Origin of the sequence: Tautonia marina, assembly GCF_009177065.1 — a bacterium.
Lineage (GTDB): Bacteria > Planctomycetota > Planctomycetia > Isosphaerales > Isosphaeraceae > Tautonia > Tautonia marina.
In genome coordinates this window covers 113,266-138,173 of the sequence record NZ_WEZF01000013.1, presented here as the reverse complement: position 1 = coordinate 138,173, position 24,908 = coordinate 113,266, and the positions used below count along the sequence as shown (strand labels likewise).

Genomic DNA, 24,908 nt, shown 5'->3' with positions numbered 1-24,908 from the left:
TCGGGAGCATTCCGTGACGAGTTACCGCGAGGCCGGTTGCCCCTTGCCGGTCATCTGCTCCCAGGGCATGTTCCCGAACATCGCCGTGGGAGCGCCCTGCGAGGGGTCGGTCTGAGGCACCGGGGGGGGGCCGCCGGCCATGGACAGGATGCGGTTCCGCATCTCGGCCAGCTTCGGGTAGAGGGAGTTGAGGTAGAGGGCCTGTTCCTCCGGTCCTTCCGCCTTGCCGAACTGAAGGTTGTGCACCTGCAAGAAGGTCAGCGCATTCGTCAGCGGGACTTCCTTCACGTCCCGAGCACGTTCAAGCTGGTCCCGGAAGTCGAGCTTGCGGGTCATCTGGAGCAGGCCCACATGCGCTTTCAGGTAGCGTTCCGCGGCGGCGAAATCAGGACCCTTGAGCTGAGACCTTGCGGCCGATCGCATCCGTTCGAGCAGGGTGATGGCCTGATCGAAGGCCTCGTCCGGGACCGGTTCCCCGTCGGGACGCTCTCGGAGCTCTTCGACCAGCGCGGCGTATTGCTTCCGGAGCGTATCGAAGGGCTCTCCTCGGAGAACCCCCGGCCATTGATCCTCACCCGCCAGCCGAGCGATGGAAACCACGACCCCCTGTGCGGCCGAGTTCAGGGGGATCTTCCGCACCTCGTCGCCGCTCAGGGTCAGGTCGGCACCGGCGCTGTGCATGAGGTCGTAGGGGATCTTCGGGTTCGAGAGCCATCGATAGAGCGCGTTCACCGCGTCGCCGCTTGTGATGTCCGCCGGCGTCGGATTGTTCAGGTGTCGATCCTGGATCTCACGGCCGGCCTCCCTCGTGCGGGCCTCCCGTCCGGCCATCTTCTGGTAATATTGCTGTTCGTGGATCTGTTCCGATTCGTAGAGATATTCATTGAGGTTCATATTTGTCTGGGTGTTGATCGCGCGGGCCTCGGCGGTCTGCTCGTTGTAGATGCCCGCACCGGCGGCATAGGCACCCATCCCGCGGGCCCGGTCGCCCCCGACCGTGGTCGACCCCCAGCCATTCCACCCGTACATGCCGTACTGGGCATGGGCGAACGAAGCTGTCATCAGGCTCATCAACCCGGCAAGAGCGAGCCTTCGTAAATCAGAATTCATAATGACGATCCTCTCTGTCAGAACAATAAACCGCTCAGGCTCCACGCCTCAGCCGCTTCGGTCGTCTCGACGCTCGATTCTCAACGGTCAACCCGACCTCGGGCCAGACCGTTCGGAATCTCGGTTCCGCCATCATACGGGATTGTGATGGGGGCAGTGTATGATTTCTCTGGTCAATTGATCTGGTTATGTTTTGGCCCCTTGCTCGGGGGATTAGGGGGTGGGCGGGGCTCCCCCTTGCGGCGCATTTCCCGGCGAGGACGGTGGCATGCGGACCAGCGTGACCTGGATCGGCTGGGCCTCCTGGTCGTGGATCAGCATGGTGGTTTCGTCCTTGGTCAGATTGGCGATTCCGACGTCAAAGACAGGCACTGGTTGATCTCCGATCGACCAGGCCGCGCGATACGTGGTGTTGTCGACCGCGCCGGCGATGGGAATCACCGTATCGTTGCTGGAGTTGTAGTAGTTGCCCCGCAAGACTCCTTGCGGATTGATGGCAAGCTGGAAGAATTCGTTGGGAGGAGTGTCATCGGGCGGGGCGATGCCGAACACGCCGATCAGTTGCCAATCGGCGTTGGGATCGGCCGGAGCCTCGCCGCCGCTTGCGGCCAGTTGCGATGCCTGATCGGCATACTGCTCGGGAGTGCCGGCGACGTTGCCGTCGATGTACATCGCGTCGCCCTGGTAGACGACATTGCCGCCATAGTCGTAGTAGGCCGGCTGGGCCGGGTAGCCGCAGTAGTTGGCCAGGGTAGCCCAGTTCAGCGCGGCCGCGGTTGCCATCGTGGCCGGGGCGATCCAGGCGTTGGGATACCCGACCATCCAGTTCGGCGTGAAGTAAGGGGCTCCCACATAGGCCCGCCGAGCATAGTCACCCCGCGCCGCCAGGTCTCCGGACGACGCATAGAAGGTGCCTCGCGATCGGCCGACGGCCCCGTACTCGTTGCCCGCGATGGCCCCCCGAGACCCTCCCGCGATCGTCCCCTCGGGGCCGGTCGCAAATCCGGCGCGGCTTCCCGAGGCGATGGTACCCCGCTCTCCGCTGGCGACTCCGGCGCGCTGCGTTCCGCCAAACGCTCCCTCGGGGCCGACACCAGCAACTCCTCGTGAGGCTCCGTAGGCGGTCCCTCGATCTCCGGTCACTGACCCGACGCTCGAACGGCCGGCAACCGTATTCCCGCCAGGGCCGGAGACCCCGCCGACCCGGCCATAGTTCGTGTAGTCTCGACCTCCGGCCGTGGTCCCCTGGATGCCGTAAGCACCTCGCCCCGCTGAGACGCCGCCAGGTCCCGTCCCGGCGGCACCGGCGCCACCGTAATCAATCGTGCCGCCTCGGTTCGTGGTGTAGCTGCCCGAGCCCGAACCCGCCTGGAACTGCCCGCCTCCAGGGCCGGTCGCGCTGCGAGAGGTTCTCTGTCCCGTGCCCGATCCGCCGAACGGTCCGGCCGCGGCCGTTCCTCGACTGACCGGCTGGCTGGTGGTCGGCAGGCCGCCGCCGAAGCCTCCGCGCTGTTGCATCCCGCCGCCATATTCGCCGCGCTGTTGCATCCCGCCGCCGTATCCGCCGCCCTGGGGCATGCCGCGCTGGGACATGCCCCCTCCGCTGAAGCCGCCCCCGCCGCGCTGTTGCATCCCGCCGCCGCTGAAGCCGCCCCCGCCGCGCTGTTGCATCCCGCCGCCGCTGAAGCCGCCCCCGCCGCGCTGGGACATGCCCCCGCCTCCGCCCCGCGCCCCGCCGCCTCCGCCCCGCGCCCCGCCGCCTCCGCGTCCGCGTTGGGCCTGGACCTCGGCGGTCACGAACAGAAGGCAGAGTGTGATCACAGAGAGTCTTGAGATGAGTCGTCTCATGATGGCCCGCTCCTGGTGCGTGGTGTGTCGGAGTTGATCAGCGTCGAAGGGATTCTGGCGGAACGGATCACGGCTCCGGGGTCACGCGAGAGACCCTGACCGGCGGCATATCAGGCAATTCCTGCTCGTCGATTGCGCGGTTGACGGACTGGAGCGTGAAGGTGTTTTCGTCGATCCGGCGGAGGATGTTCGTCGCCGTCAAGCTGGCCCCGTCGGCAAGGGTCGCCTCGGCCACGAAGACCCAATGGTCCGGATCGTCCTGCTCCCAGTCGGCCTCACCGATCCCGCCTTCGGCTTCGAAGGTCCAGGAGCGAATGCCGCCGGTCGCCGGATCGATCCCGATGACCTGCACACCGTCCAGAGTCCGATCGCCGAATTCGATCGTGAAATGACCGGTCAGAAACGTCTTGGTCGCGTTCCAGGAATATCGCGTGGCGATCTCGGTGCCCGCCGGGTCGGTCGACTTCCACTCCCCGACCAGCCAGTCGAGGGCCTCAAGCGATGGCCCCGTGTCGGTCATCTCGTGGAGCGATGCCAGACGCCACTGGTCTTCCTCTCGGGCGAGCAGGGCGGTGTAGAAGGCCCGGGTCGTCCCGCGAGCATCCTCGAACCGGACCGTCACCCGCCCCTCGTCCACGGCGAGGTTCGGGGAGAGGAACCGCAATGCGTCCGACTTCACCTCGGCCTGGGCCTTGGGAGCACCTTCGAAGAAGGCGGTGAACCCCTCCTCCAGGGCCTCGCGCCCTCGGATCGTCGCCCCTTCTTCGTCGATGTACTCTCCCTGGGCGGTCCAGTGGCCGGCCAGGGCCTTCGGATCCGCGGCATTGAACGCCGTGACGAACGACTCCATTACGGCCCGAACGGCGGCGTGATCGTCGTCTCCCGAGGGAGGCGCCGCAACCGGGGCACCTCCCCCGATGACCAGGGTGGCCACCCCAACAACGAACACACTCTTCAACGATTTCATGAGATTCCTCGGTGCGCTCGATGCACGCGATCCGATCGACCCGGGGTGCCTCGCTCGGGAGGCCCGTCGCCTCGATAGATCAGGTGAATTTCAGCGTGGATTCGGAAACCAGACCGACGTGATCGCTGGTGGTCGCATTTGCGGATTGCTACGATCAGTCATACGTCCGGGATCTCTTCGACACAAGAAGCCTGCATCCGGATTTCTCCAATTTATCGATCCAATAACCGAGGGTACCGGCTTGGAATTGCGGCAGCTCCGCCATGTGCTGACCCTCGTCGAGGTGGGGAATTACCACCGGGCGGCCGAACGGCTGCAACTGACCCAACCCGCCCTGTCGAAAAGCATCCAGCAGCTCGAGCGCGAACTGGGGGTCAGCCTGTTCGACCGGCACGGCAAAACCGTCGTCCCGACCGTCTTCGGCGAGCTGGTGGCCCGGTCATCCCAGGACGTGATCACGACCATCGATGGGATGACTCGGGCAATTAGGAAATATGTGGATCTCGAAGACGGGGAACTGTCGCTTGGTGCCGGTTCGTATGTGTCCGACGTCTGGCTCGGCCCGGTGGTCGGCCGGGTCATGCGGCGTTTCCCCCAGCTCCGCCTGACCCTCCATGTCGAACACTGGCACCTCCTGCCGGAAATGCTCCGTCGCATGCAGATCGACCTGTTCGTTGCCAATGTCGAGCACCTCCGGGATCAGAAAGAATTCCGGATCATCGAGTTCCCCCCCCAGGAAGGGATCTGGGTCTGCCGCGCCGATCATCCGCTGAGCGCCCTGAAGTCGCCCGAGCGATCGGCCCTGAAGGACTATCCGCTCATCGGCCCCCCGATCCCCCCCTCGATCCGCCACTGGCTCGACTCCGGCTCCTCTCGACACGCCCGGCCCGATCGCAAGATCGACACCACCTCGGTCGCGATGATCAAGGCCATGATCCGCGAGGGAGATGCCGTCTCGCTGGTGCACCCGGCCATGGTCCGATCCGAGATCGCCAGCGGCGACTTCGTGATCCTCCACTTCGACGCCCCTCCGTTGGCCATCCATGCCGGCATGGCCTGGCTCGCCGACCGCTCCCTCTCTCCCGCGGCCCTTGCGTTCGCCCGAGAGCTCCTGATCGAGGTCGGGCTTAACCCCGAGTCCTCGCTCGAAGGGCTCTCCCCTTCTGAATCAAACCAGCGAGAGGGAGAGGGGCTTCCCTCGTAAAGCTCCACTCAATCTCTGTCTTGGTCGCCTCGCTCCCTCTTCAGGGTGATCGAGCGATCCTCTTCTCAGCCCAATCGTGGCACTCCAGCGCGGAATTCCCGAATAATCGGAGCTGAGGCCCGAATTCCTGGTAGAGCGGCCGATTCCACCCGGAATCATCCGGCCTCCTGGCCAGAACCAACCGGGCCAAACGGCCGAATCACTCGACATTTGAGCGAACGCCGAAGCGAAGTTTCGGGAATCTACGAGGAGTAACGAAGATGTGCAAGACGGTCAAGAAGGCGGTCGTCGGGGCTGGCCTGGGCGTGGCGGTGCTGGGGCTCCTGTTCGGGACCTCGGCGAAGTACCATGCCCGGACGGCCGTCGAACAGGCCCGGGCGCTGGCGCAGTCGCAGGTGCCCATCGAGTACAAGATTGACGAGGCCCGCCAGCAGGTCACCGCGCTGGAGCCGGCGATTCTGGAGAGCATCGAGTCGCTGGCTCGTGCCCAGGTCGAGGTTGACGCCCTGAAACAAGAGATCCAGGTGGCCAAGGACAACCTCCAGACCCAGGGCAAGGAAATGCTCGCCCTGAAGGAGGGGCTCGATCAGGGTCGTCTGCAACTGACCAGCGGCGTCACCTACACCGCCGAGGAGGTCAAGGCCGACCTGGCCCGCCGCCTCGACACCTTCAACCGAACCCAGGACACGGTCAACAGCCTTGAAGAGACGCTCAAGGCCAAGGTCGAGCGGACCTTCGCCATCCAGCGAGCCCTCGACGAGATGACCGCCCAGAAGAAGGACCTGATGGTCAAGATCGAGGCCATCGAGAGCCGCCTGGCCCAGATCAAGGCCGAGCAGGCGAGCAACGAGTTCACCTTCGACACGACCCCCTTGTCCCAGGCCAAGAAGACGATCGCCGAACTGGACAAGCAGCTCGAGATCATGGCCCGCAAGGCCGAGCTGGAAGGGCGATACATCGAGCAAGGCGTGAAGGTTGAGGTCGCCCCGGATCGGGACATCTCCTCCGAGGTCGAATCGGCCCTCGAAGGCTTGAACCTCACCCCGACCCCCGAGCCGACCCCGGCCACCTGAGCCTTGAGTCTCGGACCGCTCGCTCGCCGATCCGGGGTCGCCCGGATCGGCCCTTTGCTTCGGCGATCGCAATGGCCCGGCCCGCGTTTCCTCCGGAACTTTCCGGATGGGGACGCGGGCTCGGGCTTCCGCCGTTTGTCGGGCCAGAGCGGCCGACCGTGCTCGGCCTCGATTCGAGTCGGTCCTGGTCTGGCCCGCGATTGGCTGGCCTCTTGACCGTCCAATCCGGGCCATGTCACAAAGAGAAACCTCGGTATTCCTCCCAATTGATTGGTCGAGCCGACGAATAACCCCCCGAGGAGACACGAGCAGACGCGACCCGACACGGGCATCACTCGGGCCTCCCGCTCGGCCCGGTCCTCGATCCTGGACGTTCCTTCGTGAATGACGGATCGTGGAGTGTTCCGAGCATGCGGCCGGCGGCCGACGCGACGATCGAGACCTCCTCCCCCCTGAACCGACCGAGCCGGAATCCAGGCCAACCCCTCGACCGACTCGGTGACCGACGCAACGGGTAGGGCAGGGCAGAATCGGTCAAATGGTCGGCCAGGGCTGGTCAAAGGGGCGAGGCAGGCGAACAGGACACCCCCATGGGCAACGTCAACCAGGGCGGCAACTCCACCATGTTGGGACATTGGCGAGTCGTCTTGAAGCAGGCGGAGGAGTCGGCCCGGGCCGGGCGGCTCGACGAGGCGCTCGCGCTGGCCTCCCGGGCCGATGTCGCCGAGTACCGGCAGGCCGTCGTGCTTCGCGGCAAGTGGGCCAGAGAACTCGTCCATCGCGCCGCTCGACGCGCCGAGGCCGACGACCTCGAAGGCGCTCTGGCCGACCTCGCTTCGGCCGAATCCTTCGGCGCGGCTCCCGATCTGCTCGCCTCCCGCCGGTCGAAGCTGGCCGATCGCCTGGCCGACGACCTGCGAACCGACCTGGCCACCGGCGCCCCCGACCGGGTGGTGGAGCGCCTGGCCGCCCTGGCCGATCACAAGCTCAACAGCCCCACCCTCCGCCGGCTCCGAGAGGCCGCCGAGGCCTGGAAAGTGGCCCGAACCGAGGCCCGTCGCGGCGAGTTCGGCCTGGCCTTCGAGCTGCTCGATCGCGCCGATCACCTGGCTGGTGACGACGCCCGATCGGCCCTCGGCTCGTACCGTCGCGAGCTGGAAACGCGCCAGCAGGCCGCCTCGGCCAAGGCCGATCGCTTCTACCGCACCCTGGCCGATTCGCCCGATCAGTGGCCGGCCATCCTCGCCGCCGCCGAGGACCTGCTCCAGACCGTCCCCGATCATCCCGCCGCCCGACAGGCTCGCAGCCGGGCCTGGCAGCAGATCGGCGCGATCGGTCCCCGCGTGCCGACCTTGCCGCAACGCGGCTCGACGGTCAAGGGGGCCCGAACCGCCGAGATCCGCTTCCTCGACGATCGCACCCTCACCGATCCTTCGCCGGCAAGTCCCGCTCCCGCGGCCACTGCCACCACGGAAGCCGGGCGGACCCCGTCGCGTCATGGCGGACCTCATGGCCGGCTCTTGCTCTGGGCCGATGTGATCGGCGGCTATCTGGTTTGCCTCGACGACGAAATCACGATCGGTCGCGCCGGGCCCGACAGCACCGCCGACCTCCCCTTGCTGGCCGACCTGGCCCGACGCCATGCCGTCGTTGTTCGGGACGGTGAACACTACACCCTTCGAGCCCTGCAACCGACCTTCGTCAACGGCCGGGCGATCGACTCGGCTCCCTTGCGGGATGGCGACCTGATCCGCCTCGGAGCCAACGTCGAACTCGAATTCCGACGGCCGAGCCCCATCAGCGCCACCGCGACCCTGCGTCTCATGAGCCGCCATCGCCCGCCGATGGCCATCGACGGTGTCTTGCTCATGGCCCAGTCCTGCCTGATCGGGCCGACCCGGCAATGCCACATCGCCGCCCCGAAACTCGACCAGCCGATCGTCCTGTTCCGCCAGGCCGACACCCTCTGGTGCCGATGCCCCGGCAGCTTCGAGGTGGACGGCTCCCCGGCGCTCTCCCGAGCCCCCTTGACCACCAGCTCGGCCGTCAAGGGAGAGGGCTTCTCCTTCAGCCTCGAACCCCTTGAACCCCGAACTGCGGCGAGTGTCTGATCCATACGGTATCCTGGAGTTCGTCCGATGATGGGGCCTCCCCTGATCGCCCCGAAGCCCAAGCCCCTGCAATCACGACCACGACCGGCTGAGCCCGATTCGAACTCTCGCCGACGGAGTCTCTTTCCGATGAACCCCCTGGCCCGACCCAAATCCGGCGAGCCGCTGGCCGAGACGATCGCCCACACGCCGGCCTACGTCCCTCGGCCGAATGCCGACGGGTCGGAGCCTCTCGCCGTGGAGCCCCCTCCGATGCCCGATCGCGATCGCTCCCCCCAATCGAACGGCCGGCTGAGCGAACGCTACTTCTTCGGCTCGGGCGACCGACCGCTCGACGGCTACACCATCAAGCGCGCCATCGGCCGAGGCGGCTTCGGCGAGGTCTACTACGCCGTCTCCGACGCCGGCAAGGATGTCGCCCTGAAGCTCCTGCTGCGCAACGTCGAGATCGAGAAACGCGGTGTCCAGCAGTGCATGAACCTCAAAAGCCCTCACCTGATCACCATCTTCGACATGAAGACCACCGACGAGGGTGACACCTTCGTCGTCATGGAATACGTCCCTGGCCCGAGCCTCGCCCAGATCCTCGAACAGCATCCCGACGGCCTTCCCATCCACGAGGCCCGGATGTGGCTCAAGGGCTTGGTCGACGGCGTCTCGTACCTGCACGACCACGGCATCGTCCACCGAGACCTCAAGCCGGCCAACCTGTTCCTCGAAGAGGGGGTCGTGAAGATCGGCGACTACGGCCTCTCGAAGTTCATCGCCAACACCGCCGAGGCCGGGCACTCGGCCAGCGTCGGCACCTGCCACTACATGGCCCCCGAGATCTCGACCGGCAAGTACCAGAAGCCGATCGACATCTACGCCATCGGCATCATCATCTTCGAGATGCTCACCGGCCGCGTCCCGTTCGACGGCGAGACGCCCCACGAAGTCCTGATGAAGCACCTGACCTCCCGGCCCGACCTCTCCCCCTTGCCCGAACCTTACCACTCGATCGTCACGAGAGCCCTGGCCAAGGACCCGACCCGACGACCCCAGAACGCCGTCGAGCTGCTCGTCCCCGAAGACGCGCCGAAAGCCCCCGACATGCGCTTCATCGGCGAGGGGAAATCGAGCCCCGCCGGGCCGATTCCCGTGGCCGAACCGGTCCCGGTTCCCACTCCCGATCCGCAGGCCCCGCGCGAGCAGGAGGACGTCCTGCACATCGGCGAGGAAGACTCGGTCCTCTACATCGGCCCGAACACGATGCCCCCCCGGCCGCTTCGCGGTCGAGGCTGGTTCCGCCCCCGGTTTGGCCGCCAGGCCCGCCGGACCCCGGCCCCGGCCTCCCGATTGGCTTCGAGACGGCCGAGCGATCGACCCGCCCGGTCAAACCCGGCAATGGCCCGTCGCCAGGCGACGCCGACCCCGATCACGCCGCCCGCCTTGCCGAGCCCCCGGATCCGGGTGGCCGAGGCCGCCACCTCGATGCTCGTCACCGCGCCGGTCTGCCTGTTGCTGGCGATCCCCCTGGTCGCCCTGATGAGTGACGGCAAGGACGGCGCGACCCTGGCCGGGCAAACCGGGGTTCTGGTCGGGGCCTCGTTGCTCGGCGCCTGGAGCTTGCTGATCCCGACGAAGTTCTGGGAAGGCCGAGCGATCGACCCGGCCACTCGTCGTTTCACGCTCGGGGCCATCGGCATGGCCGTCGGCGCCGTCCTGATGACGGCCGTCGACTGGACCAACCTCGACCTGCCCAGGAACTTCGTTCGATTCGCCGAGAGCGACCCGGTTGACCTCTGGACCGGCCTGACCGGCCTGGCGGCGACCCGGGTCGCCGCCATCGGCCCCTTGTTCTACTTCGGCCTGGTCTTCGCGCTCGGCCCGTGGTCGAAGCTGGTCGCCCGCGACCGTCGCCGGCGGCTCCGGGTCTGGCCGGTGATCTGGACCGGCTTGCTCGGGTTCATCGTTGCCCAGGTCGTGCCGGCTCCGGTGGCGATGGGGGTCGCCTCGGTCATGCTCATCACCATCGTGCTGCAACTGGTCAGCCCCCGCAGCGAGGAGGCGGCCCGCTACTCCCAGTTCGTCGCGGCCCGACGGGCCTGACCTCCTCTCCCGGCCGCCGATTCGCACCCGATCGACCGATTTGACTCAAGCTTGGCCGTTCGAAAGCGAATTTCTTTCTGAGCGAATGATCACCTGGGCGGACTGCTCCGCCCTCTCGGCCGGGGCGAGTCGACGCTGGGGACCAGCGCGGCCCCTCGCCTTCGGCACAGGTAAGGACCGTCTCACGATGAACCGGATCGCCCTGAGCATTGCCCTGGCCCTCGGCCTCGCCGCGGGCTTGCCGGCTTCGGCCGACCGGCCCTCCCCTGGCGCCGAGGTGCGGCCGGTGTCGCTCCCCTCCTGGTTTGCCGATCTCTCCGAAGGGGCCGTCACCCCTCGGGGCGACTTCGAGCCCGACGGCGGCCTGATCGTGGCCAAGGGGCGCCGCTCGTACAGCGAGGAACGCGCCCTGAGCGATGCCCGAACCCTGCTCGAACAGACCGTGGCCGAATGGCTTGCCCCCGACATCCCCGAGGGTTGGCCTTTGCCCGAGGAGCAGGTGGACGCCCTGATCCTCGACCAGCACGTCGAGCCGATCGTGCTCGACCTCGACCGCCTCGGCCTCAGTCTGGCCGGCGATCCCGAGGCGGCCTTGCCCCAGGTCCTCCACGTCGCCGCCGTGCGGGCCGAGCTTTCCCCCGACCATCGCGAGGCGTTCCTCGACGTCTACCGACGCGAGGTCGGTGTCCGTCGCCTGACCCTGCTCGGTGGGCTCGTCGGCTTCGTCCTGACCTGCCTGGCGATCCTCGCCCTCTACATCCGGGCCGACGAGGCAACCCGAGGCTACTACACCCCTCGCCTCCGGGTCGTCGCCCTCGCCTCGGCCGGGGCGGCCGGAGCCGTCATCGCTCGGTGGGTTCTCGGTTGATCGTAATGGCGAAACGTGCTTGTGTGTTAATGGGTTGAGGGCCTGCCTTCCGACTTCGGAGGGCAGGCCCTTGGCTCGTGAATCGGGCGTCCGGACGATCAGCAGGGAATCAAGGGGCGTTCCCCATCCGCCGCCGCTGGAGACGCTCCAGCAGGGCAGGGTCGATTTGCAACGACGAGTCGCCTCGGGAGGCCCCCGACGCGTTGTTGATGGCGGCCTTGTCCATGATCGGGGCCAGCTCACCGTCGGGCAGACGCATCATCTTCGAGCCGTCGGCCTGCGTGATGATCTGTGTCCCGTCCGGCAGCGTTGTGACGGTTCCGTCCGGCGTGGCGCCTCCCGGAGCCGGAGCGGATCCGGGAGCCGGGGCCGCGCGCGAGGCCCCCGGTGGGACCGTCGTCGTCCCCGGGCCGTTGACGCCGGGAATTGTGACTCCCTGCGGCAAGACGAACCCGGGAGGGGGCGTGATTCCCGAATTGCCGACCGCATTCGGGGGCATCACGCCACCCGGCGGAACGATTCCGGGAGGCGGGATGGCCGCTGCTCCTCCGGGACCGATCGTGCCGGGAGCCGGCGCGGTCGGCCTGGCCGAGGGCGGTTGCACCGTTCGGCCGTTGATCATCAACGAGGCCGAGTCGGGCGAGCCGAGCAGGGGGGAGACGGTCTGGAAGTTCAGATCCTCAGGGGCCGACGGGTGAACGGCATCCATCTGGATCTGCTGATTGATGGCGTTCGGGTACGGCGTCGTCCCCGGGGCTCCGGGAATCGGGTAGGGGCCTGGTGCCTGTGCGGCAGAGGGCGCCTGCTGAGGCGGAACCTGGCCGCTTCGTTGTGTGGCAAAGCCGCCGCCGAAGCCGGGATTGGCCTGCATGACCTGTCCCTGTCCCTGGCCGTAGCCTTGCGGGTATCCGGCCGGCGAGGGGGCGGCGGTCGGAACGAGCTGGGAGTCGGGGGCGGGGGCCTCGGCCTGGGCGGTCTGGGTCGCGTCTCGCCGGAGCGATTCGACCCAGCTCCACATGGCCCGGTACTCGGGCGAGTTCGGGTTGGTGAGGATTGCCTTCTGGTCCGGGCCGTGCGGCATGATCGCGTTGATCAACAGCAAGCTGTGCCCCGGATTCGTTCGGTCGATCAGGCCGAGCGTCGCGTCAAGGTTTGTGCGAACGAGCATCGCGTTGGTCAGGTCCTTCGGATCGCGGGCCCGGATGAGCCGGAAGTTGCGATCGGAGGTTTCATCGTGACAGCTCGCGCAACGGACCTGAAGCACGCGGTGGACCGTCTGCCCGTACTCCTGGAAGCGGCGCACGGCGAGCGGCTCGGGCAGGTCGAAGACGACCGGAGGAGGAATCCGCCCCTTGAAGGCCCGAAGCTGCCCAAGGACCGAGACATCCAGCTCTCTCGGCTCGTTACCGCCCCGGCCGGCGTTGGCTCCGGTGCGGACGACCCCCGAATCGCGGGCCCCCTGGTCGCGGCTGGCAATGCTCAGGTTGCGAAGCATGTTCTTGGCCGTGACGTCGTCGGGGCTCCACGTAAGCAGGGCCTGGAGCTGCTCGGCGGCCTCGGCCTGCATGCCGTGGGTCAGACACCAGCGAGCCAGACGAAGGTTCTCGTCCGGGTCGCGGTCGGGCAGGTGGTCGCGCTGGTACTCGTACGCCTCGCGGAGCGAACCGAGGCGTTGCTCGACCTCGGCCTTCGGAATGCGGATCTGGCCGATGTCGAGGGTAATAATGTGGTCGAGACGATCCTCGGTGGCGGGTCCATCGAAGATCTTGACGTTGCCGTCTTTCATCAGAAGCACCGTCCGAGACGGTGCCGTGGCCTCCCCCTCGGGCGAAGCCAGGGACGACGGAGGCGCCGCGAGCGATCCCTCGGCCGGCGCCAGGTCGGCGGGCAGGCCGTCGTCCGAGACCGATTGCGCGGCCGAGGGGACGGGCGGGGGCCCGGCCACGGCCACGATCGGTAACGCGGACACGGCGACGCCCAGGCCGACGACGATGGAGGAGATATGGTTGGACATGGTGGCCGGACCCTATCGTCCCCCTTAAAATCCGTCAAGGCGAGCCGAGCCCAGTTCCGGACCCCGCCCTCGACGGGCCGATCCGGCCGATTCCAAGGGCTCGGGACCGCCCCTGCGTGCCGGACGCGTTCCGAGGCCAACCAAACCCCCTGACCACCGCGATCGACTGCCCGAAGGACCCGCGCCATGACCGACCGCTCTGCCTTGCTCGACGATTACCTCGGCCGCCCGGTCGTCGTGGATCTGACCTCGCCGTTCGTCTGCATCGGCACCCTGGCCGAGGCCGACTCCGCCTTCCTCGACCTCCGCGACGCCGACCTGCACGACCTCCGCGACGGCCGATCGACCCGCGAGATCTACGTCGTCGACACCGCCCGGCTCGGCATCCGCCGCAACCGGGCTCGGGTCCTGATCCGCCTCGATGAAGTGGTGGCCCTGACCTTGCTGGAAGATGTTTCCGAAGCATGACGGCGGGGTTGTGCTGAAACACGATCGCGTGTACGTGTGTTCGATTTCACGACTGAGGAGATGATTGTGGACGACGATCTTGATGCGATGCCGGGCGGTGGTTCTGCGGCGGGGGGGCGAGGGTTCCTGATTGCCGGGGCCGTGGTGGCGGTGCTGGTGGTGGCGGCAATCGCGGGGCGATCGCTGATGCCGCCGGGGCCGGGAGGTGGAGGAGGATCGACCGAAGGGGTGGTGGCCGAGGGGAAGCGGCTGTTCGAGTCGCGGTGCTCGTCCTGCCACGGCAACTCGGGGCGGGGAGACGGGCCGATCGCTCAGGGGCTTTCGGGGCCGGGCCCCGGCGACCTGACCGACGATGATTGGAAACACGGCGACCAGCCCGATCAGGTGATCGCCGTCATCGCCAAGGGGATTCCCGGCACCCAGATGGCCGGTTGGGATTCGGCCTTCGACGAAGGGCAGATCCGGGCGCTGGCGGCTTACATGTACCGCCTGGCCGGTCGGGAGGTGCCGGAGGAATTGCAGAGGGAACAGGCAGAGTGAGGCGGGAGGCATGGTTCGGATTTCCCTGCGGAATGCACCAGCGGGCGGCGCGGGGGAATCCGTCTTGGACGAGGCCGAAACGGGTTCGGCGGTGCTCCATCGGGACGGCTCGGGCCGTCCCATCAGCGTTTCAACGGATCAAGAAGGAATCGGGGTGGTCGGCCGCGGTTGCGGTCGGGAACCGGCTCAGGGCGTTTTGGGGGTGACGACGGCGTCGGCCTCGATCTCGACGAGGGCCTCGGGGGTCATCAGGCGGGAGACCTCGACCATGGTGGTGGCCGGTCGGATGGCGGCGAAGATCTCGGCGTGTTCCTCGGCGATCTCGGGCCAGTGGTCGAGGTTGGTGACGTAGATCCGGGTCCGGATCACGTCGGAGGCCGAACCGCCGAGGGCCTCGATGCTGGCCAGAATGATCGCCAACGCCCGGCGGGCCTGCGCCCCGGCGCTGGGCGCGAGCGAGCCGTCGGCCTCCAGGCCGAGCGTGCCGGTGACGGCGATGGTCGAGCCGATTCGGACGGCCCGCGAGTAGCCGACCTTCGGCTCCCACGGCGAGCCGGTCGAGGCGAGGTGCCGGGGGCCGTGGGTCGAGACGCTGACGTGGACACTCTGACGCATCGGGGAAGCGCTCCGGGCGAGTCAATCGGGTCAAAAGGCAACCAGGGACCGGCAACGGCGATGACGAAATTCCTGGGAAGCGGAGAAACCGAAAATCGTTCGGTGTGTCGGTCGATTGACAGGGATCGGGGGGGATTCCGGTTGCTGGACAGGCGTTGTGGCCGTACGATCGTGGTCAAGGATGGCCGGATCTCCCGTCGATCGGGCCGAACATTGCATGTTGTTACTGCTTGGGACAGGTGGCCGCGATGGCGGATTTCGCAACGAAGATTGAAGACCTGACGCCGGGAACCGGGCCGGAGGCCAAGGCGGGTCAGACCGTGTCGGTGCATTATGTGGGGACGCTCGAAGACGGCACGAAATTTGATAGTTCTCGAGATCGTGGTCAACCGTTTGCCTTTGCACTCGGGGCCGGCCAGGTGATTCGAGGCTGGGACGTCGGGGTGGCCGGCATGCAGGTCGGCGGGCTTCGGAAACTGACGATCCCTCCTGAGGAAGGATACGGCGCCCGAGGGGCCGGGGGAGTGATTCCTCCGAATGCCACCTTGATCTTTGAGGTCGAACTGCTTGGCATCAAGTAAGTCAGTGGTTCGGTAGATTGGTTTGACGTGGTCACCTTGGTTCGGCATCGTCTCCAGGGCGAGTTCCAGACGCCGCGGTGCCGAACAAGACGGCTTGCAGCCCTCATTCATCTCCCAAGCAACCCCAAGGCGGCGGTGCTCTCTCCGCCCCGCCCTGTCGCCGAGGCAACGATGTCCGAGAACAACGGGCGAGCGACCGGCGATCATGTCGAGGCGCTCAGGAAGTTTCTGGACGCGAGAGCGACCGGTTTGTGGTCGTACCATGACAACCGGCTGGAGCTGGTGGCCTTCGCCCCGGCGCCGGACATGCCCGACGAGGTGGCGAGTCGGTTCCAGGATGCCTCGCGCGAGGTCTCGCTCGACCGGACCGATCTGGGGATCGTCAACGCGGTGGTCGAACAGGCCGCGTCGATCTCGGTGGCCGGTCGCTTGCCGGTCGAGGTCGGTTCGGGCTACTGGCTGCGGGCCTTCGGGGCCGAGCGGTCGGTGGCCGTACCGATCTTCGGACCCGAGGGCCGGATTGCGGCCGTGCTGTCGGCGGCCTTGCCCACGCTCGGGCCCCCCGATGATGAGGAGGTGGTGGAGCTGATCCGCCATCACGGCACCGGGTGATTGGGGGTGGGGGCCATCATCGCTTCAATCTCGTCCGGTTCCGAGGGCAAGGCGGCGCTGAGCTTCACCAGACCATCGGCGGTGGCCAGGTAGTCGTCTTCGATCCGAACGCCGAGCAGTTCGTCTGCAAGGTAGATGCCAGGCTCGATCGTGAAGACGGCCCCGGCGGGGATCGGCTGGCGGGTGCTGCCGACGTCGTGGACGTCCATGCCCAGCCAGTGCCCGATGCCGTGAACGAAGTGGCGGTCGAGCGTCTCGCCCTCGGCGTCTCGGAGCGGGCTGCTTCGCATGCAATCGGCGGCGGCGCGCTGGAGGTCGGCCAGGGTGGTCTTGCCCGGTTCGAAGGCGGCCTCGGCGGCGCGCTGGGCGTCGAGGACGAGCTGGTAGACGGCGCGCTGGCGGTCGGTGAAGCGGCCGGAGACGGGATAGGTGCGGGTCAGGTCGGCGGCGTAGGCATTGAACTCGGCCCCGATGTCGATGACGACCAGGTCGCCGTCCGCCATCTGCCGCCGGTTGGCGTGGTAGTGGAGGATGACGCTGTTCGGCCCTGAGCCGACGATCGAGGCGAAGGCCGGGCGCTGGGCTCCGTTGCGGGTGAAGGCGTACTCGAGCGCCCCCTGGGCCTCGTACTCGAAGGCCCCCGGCCGGATGACGCGGGCGGCGTCGCGGTGGGCCTCGATGGTCATGTCGATCGCCTCTTGAATGAGGGCCTGCTCGGCCTCGGACTTGAGGAAGCGGAGCGTGGCCATCGCGCCGGCAAGGTCTTGCAGGCGAAGCTCGGGCACGAGCTGTTCGAGGCGGGCCTGGAAGCGTCCCTCGGCCGAGTGCTCGGCGTTGCGGCCTCGGGGCAGATGGGTGAACAGGACGGGGGGATCGGCGTCATCGGAGCCGGGAGCGGGGTTGGCTTCGGTGGGGGAGAGGCCGAGGGCGGCGGTGAGCTGGGCGTCGAAGTCGCTCAGCGGCAGGGCGTCGTCGAGGCCAAAGCGGGCGGCGGTCTCGGGGCCGGGGACGATCTGGGGGCCGCTCCAGCGCTCGGCGAACGGGCTATAAGGCGGCAGGAAGACGACGGCCCGAGGATCGGCGTCGGGAACGTCGGGCGGGGGAGGCTCGATCAGGAGCAAGGCCCCCGGCTGGTCGATGCCGGTGAGGTAGAGGAAGTCGTTCCGCTGGCGGAAGCGGAGGTAGTCTTCGACCGGAGGCTCGGCCCCCTGGACGACGACCGGCCCCGAGGCGCCGAGGGTGTCGATGAGCCGTTGCCGACGCTCGGCGTACTCAGCCGTGGGGATGCCCCCCTCGGCCGGTTCCTGTCGAGCCATCGCGGCCGGCGGGGAGATGCCCGCCCCGAGCCAGGCCAGAAGCAGGACGGCCGCAAGGCCCAGGCGGTTCGACGGACGCAGGAAGGTCATCGACGAATTCCTCTGTCTTGATGATCGCGAAGGCCCCTCGGGCCTGAGGCGGAACGCGGGGGGAGGGCCGATCTGGCCGGTCGGTTCGATGGTAGCCTTCCGGAACCCGGTCGGCCAGAGGAGGGCTGAACGGGCGGCGATCGGGACCGGCTCGGGAGGCGAGCGGTTGGGCGCGGGTCGATCGAGGGGGAAGGGGAGGTCAGGAGCGATCGAGGGGAGCGTTCGGGCCTCGGGGGGCGTCGATCGGGCGGCCGGAGGGGGGCGAAGGGGCCTCGGACGCGGGGCGAGCGGTTTCGGTGCGCCCGTCGGTGCGCCCCAGGGTGCGCGGATCGGGGGAGGAGGAGGCATCGGGCGAGGGATTGCGGATCTCGCTGGCCAATTGAGGGTTACGGCGATCTTCGGGCGAGGATTCGGGGGCCGGAGGCGGTTCGTTTCGGGAATCGGGCGGGGGAGGGACGTAGGCGGGACGCTCGGCGTGATGCGTGTGGGAGGTTTGCATCATCTTCTGCTCGCGGGCGTCGTTTTTCGAGCGTTCGGAACGGAGGCGGGTCAGGGCGTTGAGGGATTTGTGGAAGTCGCGGAAGGCGTCGCGGCGGTAACGGTGGCGGAGTTGACCGTCCTTGGTCGTATCGACGAGCGAGGCAACCTCGATGGCCTCGGCCTCGGGGCGGTCGAGGTCGTCCCAGACGAGCGGGCGGAGGGTTTCGAGCCGGGTGATGGTGGCGGTGACGAGGGCGAGCAGGCGGGAGCGGGCGTCGGGGCCTGAGGGAGTGCCGGCGGTGGGGAAGTAGGCGAGACGGGCATCGCTCCAAAGGTGGGCGCTGTCGGAGGAGTCGTCGGGGGCGGGGCGCAGGGGAGCCTGGCCGAGCAGGTGCATGGCCATCGTCAAGTCAGGACTTGTCCATCCCTGGCCGGAAGCGATGAGGGTTTGAAGCATGCGCCAGTGGCGGAGCATCCAGTCGATGCCGAAGGCGGTTTCATGAAGATCGGCGATGACAGAGGCCGGATCTTTGGGGAGATCCTGGGCGCGGCGTCGGACGGCGTGCTGCTTGCGTTCACGCCAGTCGCGCAGGGCGAGGCGGGCGGCGGGTTTGAGGTGGGCTTCCTCGGCATCGACGCAACGGAGGTAACGAACATATTCGATGGCGGCGGAGGCGATGAGGGCTTCCTCGGGAGGGGTTTCGGGCATGTCCTTGCTCGTCCAGGAGGCGACGAGCACTTCCATGCGCTGGCGTTCCTCGTCGCAGAGGGGACGCCTGGCGGTCAGGCCGTGGGTGAGGGCGTTGGCGGACGGGTCGGGGTGGCGATCGTGGGTGGGGTGGCTCATGGGAGGAATTGCCGTGTTGAAGATGTTCAAGGGTTGTGGACGCGCTGATTGCAACAACGGGCGGGCTTGACGGTCGATCCGGGGCCGAGTCGAAGGGAAGTCTGAAGCGCACGGATCAAGGGCCCCATGATGAGATCATCGGGGGAATTGGCCGTGTTAAGCACTTTTTTCCCGGAGCGGGACCAAAACGTGGGGGCGGCGGAGCGGAGCGTGGTGGCAGATCTTGGCGAAGGGGAATCGGATCGCACGAGCGTTGCGAGGGCTCCCGGGGGTTCGGCCAGATGTTTTGAGAAATCGATGGATCTGGTTCTGGCGGATCGGCTGATGCTTTTGTAGGCTTGGCTGTGGTGGGTTCTTGGGTGAGTGACCGGATCGACCCAGAGGGCAGCATCATGTCCAGTTTCCATTCCGATCCGCGATCGAAGTATCTGGCAACACTTGGGGTGCCTGTGAACACGAAGCAGCAGCTTCACCAGACCCTCGGTCTCGTCAACGGGAAGAACGTGGTGAACCACGCGATTGAACGATGCAAGAAACGGGCGGCTTCGCAAAAACAAGCTGATTTCTATAACAGTTGGTCCTGTCATGTGCCGACGATTTCCAACGTGCTTGATGAAGTGGAGAAGGTGGTCAAGGAACTGGATTTGCCCTCGGACTGGGAGGCGAAGCTGCGGAAGGAAATCAAGGATGTTTATGATGAGCACTCGGTCGACAGTCCGACGATTATTGGTTAGGACGGTTGCCGATTGCGTGGAGTGTCGGGGAACGGAGCCCCCTTCCCTGGCCAGCGGCCACCGGCTCCCGAGCGAGCGGGGGCGGAGGGAGGGGAGAGGGTGGTGGCGACCCCTTCGGGCACGGTGGCTTGCGGGGATCGAAGGGGGAAACGCTCGGGCGTTCAATCAGGAATGAGAGAAATTAATGACGAGTGATAGAGGAGGTCGTTTTGTGAAGAGAACCTTTAATGTGGAATCTCCAGGGCTCGCGTTCGTGTTGTTGGGTGTGGGGCTTGTGATGACGAGCGTCTTGCCGGTGGGGCCGTGGCTCCGGGTCGGGATTCCGTTGGGGAGGGTTCTGATCGTGTTGGCGACGGTGGTCGCAGCCCGTTCGTGGCATCGTCTGGGATCGAAGATGGTGATTGTGTTGGGGGTGTTGGAGCTGGGATTCAACCTTCTTTCGATGGTGATCGGAGCGGTGATGTACGTGGTGGTGGTGCTGATGGTGGGGGGATGGAATGTGAAGTAGGGGGAATGTTTTTGACGCCGGGGGATGAGGCTCGGCTCGGCGGGAACTGGGGCCAGGGGCATCGAAGACCTGGAGTTTGTCCGCGGTTCGGGTGGGGCGATCCGGTTGATCGGAAACCGCTTGAGCTTGAATGGATCGGGGGTGTGAGGGATGATGGTGACGAGGGCATGAGGTTGTTTTGATAGGATGGTCCGAGTGCGAGGAAGGGAGGGTCGTCATGCCGAAAGATCAGGCCCAAATCGAGCGGGAGATTCTCGCGGAGATCGGGGAGCGACGCGCCGCGGGGCTGAAGGCGAACGCCTGCTCGCGGGTGTGCGGAGTGCTGATTCGGCAGGGGAGTGACTGGGACAAAGCGTTTGAGCATATCTCGGATCACTTCAGGAAGAATCCCGACAAGCCGTCGCACCTGCTGTTTCACAAGAAGTATCGGACCAAGGAGGCGCTTCGGCAGTTGCTTTTGCGGGCGGCGTCGGGGCCGAGCGAGATCAAGGTGACCAAGTTGAAGGTCCACGGCGACCACCTGGGGAAACCGGCGATTGAGATTGTGCGCGAGTTCCGCGAGCCGATCGGCGAGAGCCCGTCGTACACGCGCCTGCGGATCTTTCTCGATGTTCAAGGGAATCTGATCACGGCCTATCCGGGGGAAGCGTGAGGCCCCGGAGCAGAGGAGTGGGAGGGGTTGGGATCAGGGCTTACCGGCGGGGCCGAAGTTTTTTGGCTTCCTCTTGCGATCTGGTCTGGGATTCGCAGTAATGTCGGGCCGAGGATTCTCCTCGATCGAGGGGACGGGGTGCGAGCGGAACTCGGGTCGGAAGGGGGCAGTCCGTGACGGACGATCGCAGGCCCACGGTAAGCCCGAGAAGGGCGTTGGGGATGATCCTGGCGAACCTGGGGGCGCTGGGGGTGCTGGTGGCGCTGTTTGTCGGCATGTTCGTTGGCATGAGCGCCTTTACGATGACCTACGGCGAAGGGTGGTCGTACTTCAGCAAGAGCTCGGAGACCTGCATCAACTGTCACATCATGGACGACCACTTCGACTCGTGGGTGAAGAGCAGCCACGGGCATGTGGCCTCGTGCGCCGATTGCCACCTGCCGCATGACAAGATTCATGGCCTGATTGCCAAGGCGGACAACGGGTTCTTTCACTCGTGGGCCTTCACGTTTCAGAATTTTCATGAGCCGATCCGGATCAAGCAGCGCAACCTGACGAATCTGCTGAATAACTGTATCGACTGCCACAGCGACACCGTCCATGAGATGCTGCCGACCGAGCCGGGGGGGGACATGATGTCGTGCGTCCACTGCCACGCCGAGGTGGGGCACGCCACCTGGCGGCGGCGATGACCGGGCCGCCGAACGCGATGGCAGACCAGGATGGTTGTGATCGACGCTCGCCTCGCCCATCGACCTGATCGAGCGCAAACCAGACGCGGAGGATGGCTCATGGCCTCGCAGCCCGAATCGAACGTGGGACCCGACTTGCCCCGCCCCGCCCGACGCCGGCGCAACCTGGTGCTGGTTGCCATCGCGGGCGGAGCGGCGATCGGTACCTTTCTTGCCGCGGCCCTGGCCGTGTCGATCTTCGAGCGCAAGAACGAGGCGCGCACCCCGTACGTGGTGACCGTCCCGGTGGATGAGGACACGACCGACCCGGCCGTTTGGGGGGCCAACTGGCCGAGCCAGTACGAGGGGTTCATGCGGACCTTGGAAGACGGCCGGACCCGTTACGGCGGTTCCAGCGCCATCCCGAAGCAGAAGCTTGACCAGGACCCCTGGCTCCGCCTGATGTGGGCCGGCTACGCCTTCTCGATCGACTACCGAGAGGCAAGAGGACATGCCTACATGCTGCTTGATCAGGAGCAGACCGAGCGGGTGACGCAGCGTCCGCAGCCGGGGGCCTGCCTGCACTGCCATTCGTCGGTGATTCCGGCCTACCGAGCCCTCGGTGACGGCGACGTGATGGAAGGGTTCCGCAAGCTCTGCGCGATGTCCTACGAGGAGGCGCGTAATGTGACCGACGAGCACGGGGACCTGCTCATCAACCACCCGGCCAACTGCGTCGATTGTCACGTGCCGAACACGATGGAGCTGCGTGTGACCCGCCCGGCCTTTATCAAGGGGATTGCGGCCCTGATGAAGAAGGAACGCGGGATTGATGACTACGATGTGAACCGCGATGCCACGCGGCAGGAGATGCGCACCTTCTCCTGCGCCCAGTGCCATGTCGAGTATTACTTCACGCCCGAGGAGAAGCTGGTCACCTATCCGTGGTCGAACGGATTGAAGATTGAGGAGATCGAATCGTACTACGATGAGATTGGGTTTGCGGACTGGACCCATGAGGTGACCGGCGGCAAGATGCTCAAGGCGCAGCATCCGGAGTTCGAGCTGTGGAGCCAGGGGACGCACGCGAAGGCAGGGGTCTCGTGCGCCGACTGCCACATGCCGTACAAGCGCGAGGGGGCGATGAAGGTTTCCGATCATCATGTGCGCAGCCCCTTGCTGAATGCGTCGCGGTCGTGCCAGGTCTGCCACAACGTGCCCGAGGACGAGCTGCTCGACCGCGTGCACACGATCCAGGATCGGACCCGGTCGCTGCTCGATCGCTCGGCCGAGGCGCTCACGGCGACGATTGAATCGATCGCCGCCGCCCGCGAAGCCGGGGCCGGGGAGGAGGAGCTGGCCGAGGCGATCGCGTTGCAGCGTCGGGCGCAGTTCCGGATCGACTTCGTGTTCTCCGAGAACTCGATGGGCTTCCACGCCCCTCAGGAAACCGCTCGGGTGCTGGCCGAGGCGATTGACTACGCCCGGCAGGGGGAAATCGCGGCCCGCACGGTCGCCCCGACGCTCGATCGGCAACCGTTGCCCGAGCCGACCGTCGAGGGGGTCACGCCGACCGAGGAGGCACCTCCTGGGCCGTATGAACACCCGGTTCGGCAGGGGCGGCAGCCCGATTGAGGGGAGTCCGTATCGCACGGCATGCTCGGAGGGCGCCGGGGTCAGGATGACCTGAGCCACCCCATCGGGATGTCAGGAGACCCGTGCGGGAAAAGGGGGCGTGATGAGCCGGCTCTGGGACGATCCGCCGCTGAAGCCCGACGGTTCGCTCGATTATGCTCGGCTGACCCTGGGCGAAATCTGTGAAGATGTGACCGAATCGCTGATGGATCGGGTGTTCAATGGCGGCGATGCGGGGCTGGTGCCGTTCCTGGATGCGTTGCCCGAGGCGGATGCGATACCGGCGGGGGCGCCGGTGCCGGAAGGGCTGGTCGGGTTGATGGAGGAACTGCTCCGGCGGGAGGGGGAGGACCCGGCGTTTGGCAGCCCTGGGACGCGGGAGGTGCTGGGGCGGGTCGTCCGAGCCTTGCAGGAGGAGGCGCGAAGCCCGGCCTGAGCGCACCCGACGGCAAGACAGATCGGCTGGGATCGCCTGGGCAGGCCGATTCTCAAAGGACTCCTGGGGGCAAGGAGGAGGAGGGGGCGGAATACGGTAGGTGATTGAGGGGGATCGACGGGTTGATCGTGTTCCGGGTGTTGCTCGTCAGCCGTCGGGTGGATTTCGACGAGATCGCTCGGGGAAGCTGGCAGACGATCCTGCCTGTCCGTATCCTCGGCGGGTGACGCGCAGCGTGGAGTTCGGTTCGGACCGTTTCGCTCATTCCAAAATCATTGTCCGGGAAGTCAATCCGATGGGAATCGCCGAATTCAAGAACCGCGTGACATCTGCCGAAGAACTCGCGGAGGTGATCGGCTCGCCGAGCGAGCTGGTGATCAAGAAGCAACTGGCGGAACTCGATGGCCACATGAGACGGTTCATTGCCGAATCGCCGTTCCTTCTGATCGGTACCGTCGGCCGGGACGGGTCGTGCGACGTCTCCCCGCGTGGCGATGCGCCCGGAAGCCTGGCGGCTGTCCGGGACTCCCGGACCCTGCTGATCCCCGAGCGGCGCGGGAACCGCCGCGCCGACAGCCTGCGAAACATCATCGAGACCGGTCGCGCGGCCCTCTTGTTCCTGATTCCTGGGATGGGCGAGACCCTTCGCGTCAACGGCCGGGCGTGTGTGATCCGCGATGATGAGGTGCTCGCGCCCCTGGCGGTCGAGGGCAAGACACCCCTGGTTGGGGTCGTCATCGAGGTCGAGGAATGCTTTTTCCAGTGCGCGAAGGCCCTCATCCGGTCGAAGCTGTGGGAGCCGAGCGCGACCGACCACGCGTCATCGTTGCCGACGCTTGCCGAAATCCTCGTCGATCAGACCGGGATCGAGGGACAGACGGTGGGATCGCTGAGTGAAGCGATTGAGACTTCCTATAAAAATCACCTTTATTGATGGGGCGTTTCGAGACTGCCGCGGATCCTTTCGGCGATGTCGAGTCGGGGTCGATGCGGGATGGCCGCTCCTGTCTGGGAGGCAGATGGCAGGGATCGCCTGGGCGGGCCGACTTTTGGGACTCCTGGGCGAGAGGAGGAGGAGGGGGCAGGATGCGGCACGTGATTGGGGTGGGGATCGACGGGCTGATCGTGTTCTGGGTGTTGCTGGTCGGGCCGTTCTGCTGGATCTTGCGCGATGGACTCGGGCCGGATGCGGTGGAGAGTCAGGGGATGTTGGCGGTGTCGCGATGGCTTGGGACCTTCTTCTGGGGGCCGGTGCTCGGGGGCCTGGTGGCGTTGCGGCTGATCGCGAGGTGGCGCTTCGGGGCTTGAGGAGGGGGAGTCGGTGGCGACTGGCCTCTCGTCGGCGGGAACGGCCGCGATGCGCGATGGGTTGCGCTCGGGATCGGTGCCGGGACCTCGTGACGACGCCCCGAACCCGGGCCGCGACGCAGGGGTCTG

The 24,908-nt window shown here is 66.6% G+C and carries 24 protein-coding genes; 17 read left to right on the top strand and 7 right to left on the bottom strand.

Going from position 1 to position 24,908, the window contains the following annotated elements:
- Positions 1–21: 21 nt before the first annotated feature.
- The 3 genes from GA615_RS16660 to GA615_RS16645 form a co-directional block, all read right to left on the bottom strand.
- On the bottom strand, positions 22–1,062 hold the full coding sequence (locus GA615_RS16660; RefSeq protein ID WP_161602385.1) for a hypothetical protein: 1,041 nt from the start codon (positions 1,060–1,062) through the stop codon (positions 22–24).
- 261 nt (positions 1,063–1,323) lie between these two features.
- Complete coding sequence (locus GA615_RS16655) at positions 1,324–2,958, bottom strand: hypothetical protein (protein WP_161602384.1); 1,635 nt, start codon at positions 2,956–2,958, stop codon at positions 1,324–1,326.
- Between the two features lie 67 nt (positions 2,959–3,025).
- Complete coding sequence (locus tag GA615_RS16645; RefSeq protein WP_152052443.1) at positions 3,026–3,925, bottom strand: YybH family protein; 900 nt, start codon at positions 3,923–3,925, stop codon at positions 3,026–3,028.
- A 241-nt stretch (positions 3,926–4,166) separates the two neighbouring features.
- On the opposite strand from GA615_RS16645, the gene GA615_RS16640 reads away from it, so the two are divergent.
- The 5 genes from GA615_RS16640 (at position 4,167) to GA615_RS16620 (ending at position 11,272) form a co-directional block, all read left to right on the top strand.
- Positions 4,167–5,129: a LysR family transcriptional regulator gene (locus tag GA615_RS16640; RefSeq protein WP_161602383.1), complete on the top strand. Its 963-nt coding sequence runs from the start codon at positions 4,167–4,169 to the stop codon at positions 5,127–5,129.
- A 260-nt stretch (positions 5,130–5,389) separates the two neighbouring features.
- On the top strand, positions 5,390–6,202 hold the full coding sequence (locus tag GA615_RS16635; protein ID WP_152052441.1) for a hypothetical protein: 813 nt from the start codon (positions 5,390–5,392) through the stop codon (positions 6,200–6,202).
- A gap of 590 nt (positions 6,203–6,792) precedes the next feature.
- Complete coding sequence (locus tag GA615_RS16630; protein WP_152052440.1) at positions 6,793–8,313, top strand: FHA domain-containing protein; 1,521 nt, start codon at positions 6,793–6,795, stop codon at positions 8,311–8,313.
- A 129-nt stretch (positions 8,314–8,442) separates the two neighbouring features.
- Positions 8,443–10,404, top strand: a complete 1,962-nt coding sequence (locus tag GA615_RS16625; RefSeq protein WP_161602382.1) for a serine/threonine-protein kinase — start codon at positions 8,443–8,445, stop codon at positions 10,402–10,404.
- 187 nt (positions 10,405–10,591) lie between these two features.
- Positions 10,592–11,272 carry a hypothetical protein gene (locus GA615_RS16620; protein WP_152052438.1) on the top strand — a complete coding sequence of 227 codons (681 nt, stop codon included), beginning with the start codon at positions 10,592–10,594 and terminating at the stop codon, positions 11,270–11,272.
- Between the two features lie 109 nt (positions 11,273–11,381).
- Here GA615_RS16620 and GA615_RS16615 read toward each other — a convergent pair whose 3' ends face one another.
- Entirely contained in the window at positions 11,382–13,286 is a 1,905-nt protein-coding gene (locus GA615_RS16615; protein ID WP_152052437.1) for a hypothetical protein, read from the bottom strand.
- A 186-nt stretch (positions 13,287–13,472) separates the two neighbouring features.
- On the opposite strand from GA615_RS16615, the gene GA615_RS16610 reads away from it, so the two are divergent.
- Complete coding sequence (locus GA615_RS16610; RefSeq protein ID WP_152052436.1) at positions 13,473–13,754, top strand: hypothetical protein; 282 nt, start codon at positions 13,473–13,475, stop codon at positions 13,752–13,754.
- A gap of 66 nt (positions 13,755–13,820) precedes the next feature.
- Positions 13,821–14,294: a c-type cytochrome gene (locus GA615_RS16605; protein ID WP_152052435.1), complete on the top strand. Its 474-nt coding sequence runs from the start codon at positions 13,821–13,823 to the stop codon at positions 14,292–14,294.
- Positions 14,295–14,480: 186 nt separating this feature from the next.
- Here GA615_RS16605 and GA615_RS16600 read toward each other — a convergent pair whose 3' ends face one another.
- Positions 14,481–14,909, bottom strand: coding sequence for a RidA family protein (locus tag GA615_RS16600; RefSeq protein WP_152052434.1), 429 nt, complete (start codon positions 14,907–14,909; stop codon positions 14,481–14,483).
- 248 nt (positions 14,910–15,157) lie between these two features.
- On the opposite strand from GA615_RS16600, the gene GA615_RS16595 reads away from it, so the two are divergent.
- Together GA615_RS16595 and GA615_RS16590 are read left to right on the top strand one after the other, a co-directional pair.
- Positions 15,158–15,490 carry an FKBP-type peptidyl-prolyl cis-trans isomerase gene (locus tag GA615_RS16595; protein WP_152052433.1) on the top strand — a complete coding sequence of 111 codons (333 nt, stop codon included), beginning with the start codon at positions 15,158–15,160 and terminating at the stop codon, positions 15,488–15,490.
- Between the two features lie 171 nt (positions 15,491–15,661).
- Positions 15,662–16,102 (top strand): hypothetical protein, encoded by a 441-nt coding sequence (locus tag GA615_RS16590; RefSeq protein WP_152052432.1) that lies wholly within the window; start codon positions 15,662–15,664, stop codon positions 16,100–16,102.
- On the opposite strand, the gene GA615_RS16585 is transcribed toward GA615_RS16590, so the two are convergent.
- Positions 16,087–17,508, bottom strand: a complete 1,422-nt coding sequence (locus tag GA615_RS16585) for an aminopeptidase P family protein (protein WP_152052431.1) — start codon at positions 17,506–17,508, stop codon at positions 16,087–16,089. The genes GA615_RS16590 and GA615_RS16585 overlap by 16 nt on opposite strands.
- A gap of 199 nt (positions 17,509–17,707) precedes the next feature.
- Positions 17,708–18,835, bottom strand: a complete 1,128-nt coding sequence (locus GA615_RS16580) for a hypothetical protein (RefSeq protein WP_152052430.1) — start codon at positions 18,833–18,835, stop codon at positions 17,708–17,710.
- A 359-nt stretch (positions 18,836–19,194) separates the two neighbouring features.
- On the opposite strand from GA615_RS16580, the gene GA615_RS16575 reads away from it, so the two are divergent.
- The 8 genes from GA615_RS16575 (at position 19,195) to GA615_RS16540 (ending at position 24,779) form a co-directional block, all read left to right on the top strand.
- Complete coding sequence (locus GA615_RS16575; protein WP_152052429.1) at positions 19,195–19,569, top strand: hypothetical protein; 375 nt, start codon at positions 19,195–19,197, stop codon at positions 19,567–19,569.
- A 211-nt stretch (positions 19,570–19,780) separates the two neighbouring features.
- Complete coding sequence (locus GA615_RS16570) at positions 19,781–20,077, top strand: hypothetical protein (RefSeq protein WP_152052428.1); 297 nt, start codon at positions 19,781–19,783, stop codon at positions 20,075–20,077.
- 217 nt (positions 20,078–20,294) lie between these two features.
- Complete coding sequence (locus GA615_RS16565) at positions 20,295–20,729, top strand: hypothetical protein (RefSeq protein WP_152052427.1); 435 nt, start codon at positions 20,295–20,297, stop codon at positions 20,727–20,729.
- A gap of 221 nt (positions 20,730–20,950) precedes the next feature.
- Positions 20,951–21,421, top strand: coding sequence for a cytochrome c nitrite reductase small subunit (gene nrfH / locus GA615_RS16560; RefSeq protein WP_152052426.1), 471 nt, complete (start codon positions 20,951–20,953; stop codon positions 21,419–21,421).
- A gap of 99 nt (positions 21,422–21,520) precedes the next feature.
- On the top strand, positions 21,521–23,035 hold the full coding sequence (locus GA615_RS16555) for an ammonia-forming cytochrome c nitrite reductase subunit c552 (RefSeq protein WP_152052425.1): 1,515 nt from the start codon (positions 21,521–21,523) through the stop codon (positions 23,033–23,035).
- Positions 23,036–23,138: 103 nt separating this feature from the next.
- Positions 23,139–23,471: a hypothetical protein gene (locus GA615_RS16550; RefSeq protein WP_152052424.1), complete on the top strand. Its 333-nt coding sequence runs from the start codon at positions 23,139–23,141 to the stop codon at positions 23,469–23,471.
- 295 nt (positions 23,472–23,766) lie between these two features.
- Complete coding sequence (locus tag GA615_RS16545) at positions 23,767–24,405, top strand: pyridoxamine 5'-phosphate oxidase family protein (protein ID WP_152052423.1); 639 nt, start codon at positions 23,767–23,769, stop codon at positions 24,403–24,405.
- Positions 24,406–24,557: 152 nt separating this feature from the next.
- Positions 24,558–24,779, top strand: a complete 222-nt coding sequence (locus tag GA615_RS16540; protein WP_152052422.1) for a hypothetical protein — start codon at positions 24,558–24,560, stop codon at positions 24,777–24,779.
- The last annotated feature ends 129 nt before the right edge of the window (positions 24,780–24,908 follow it).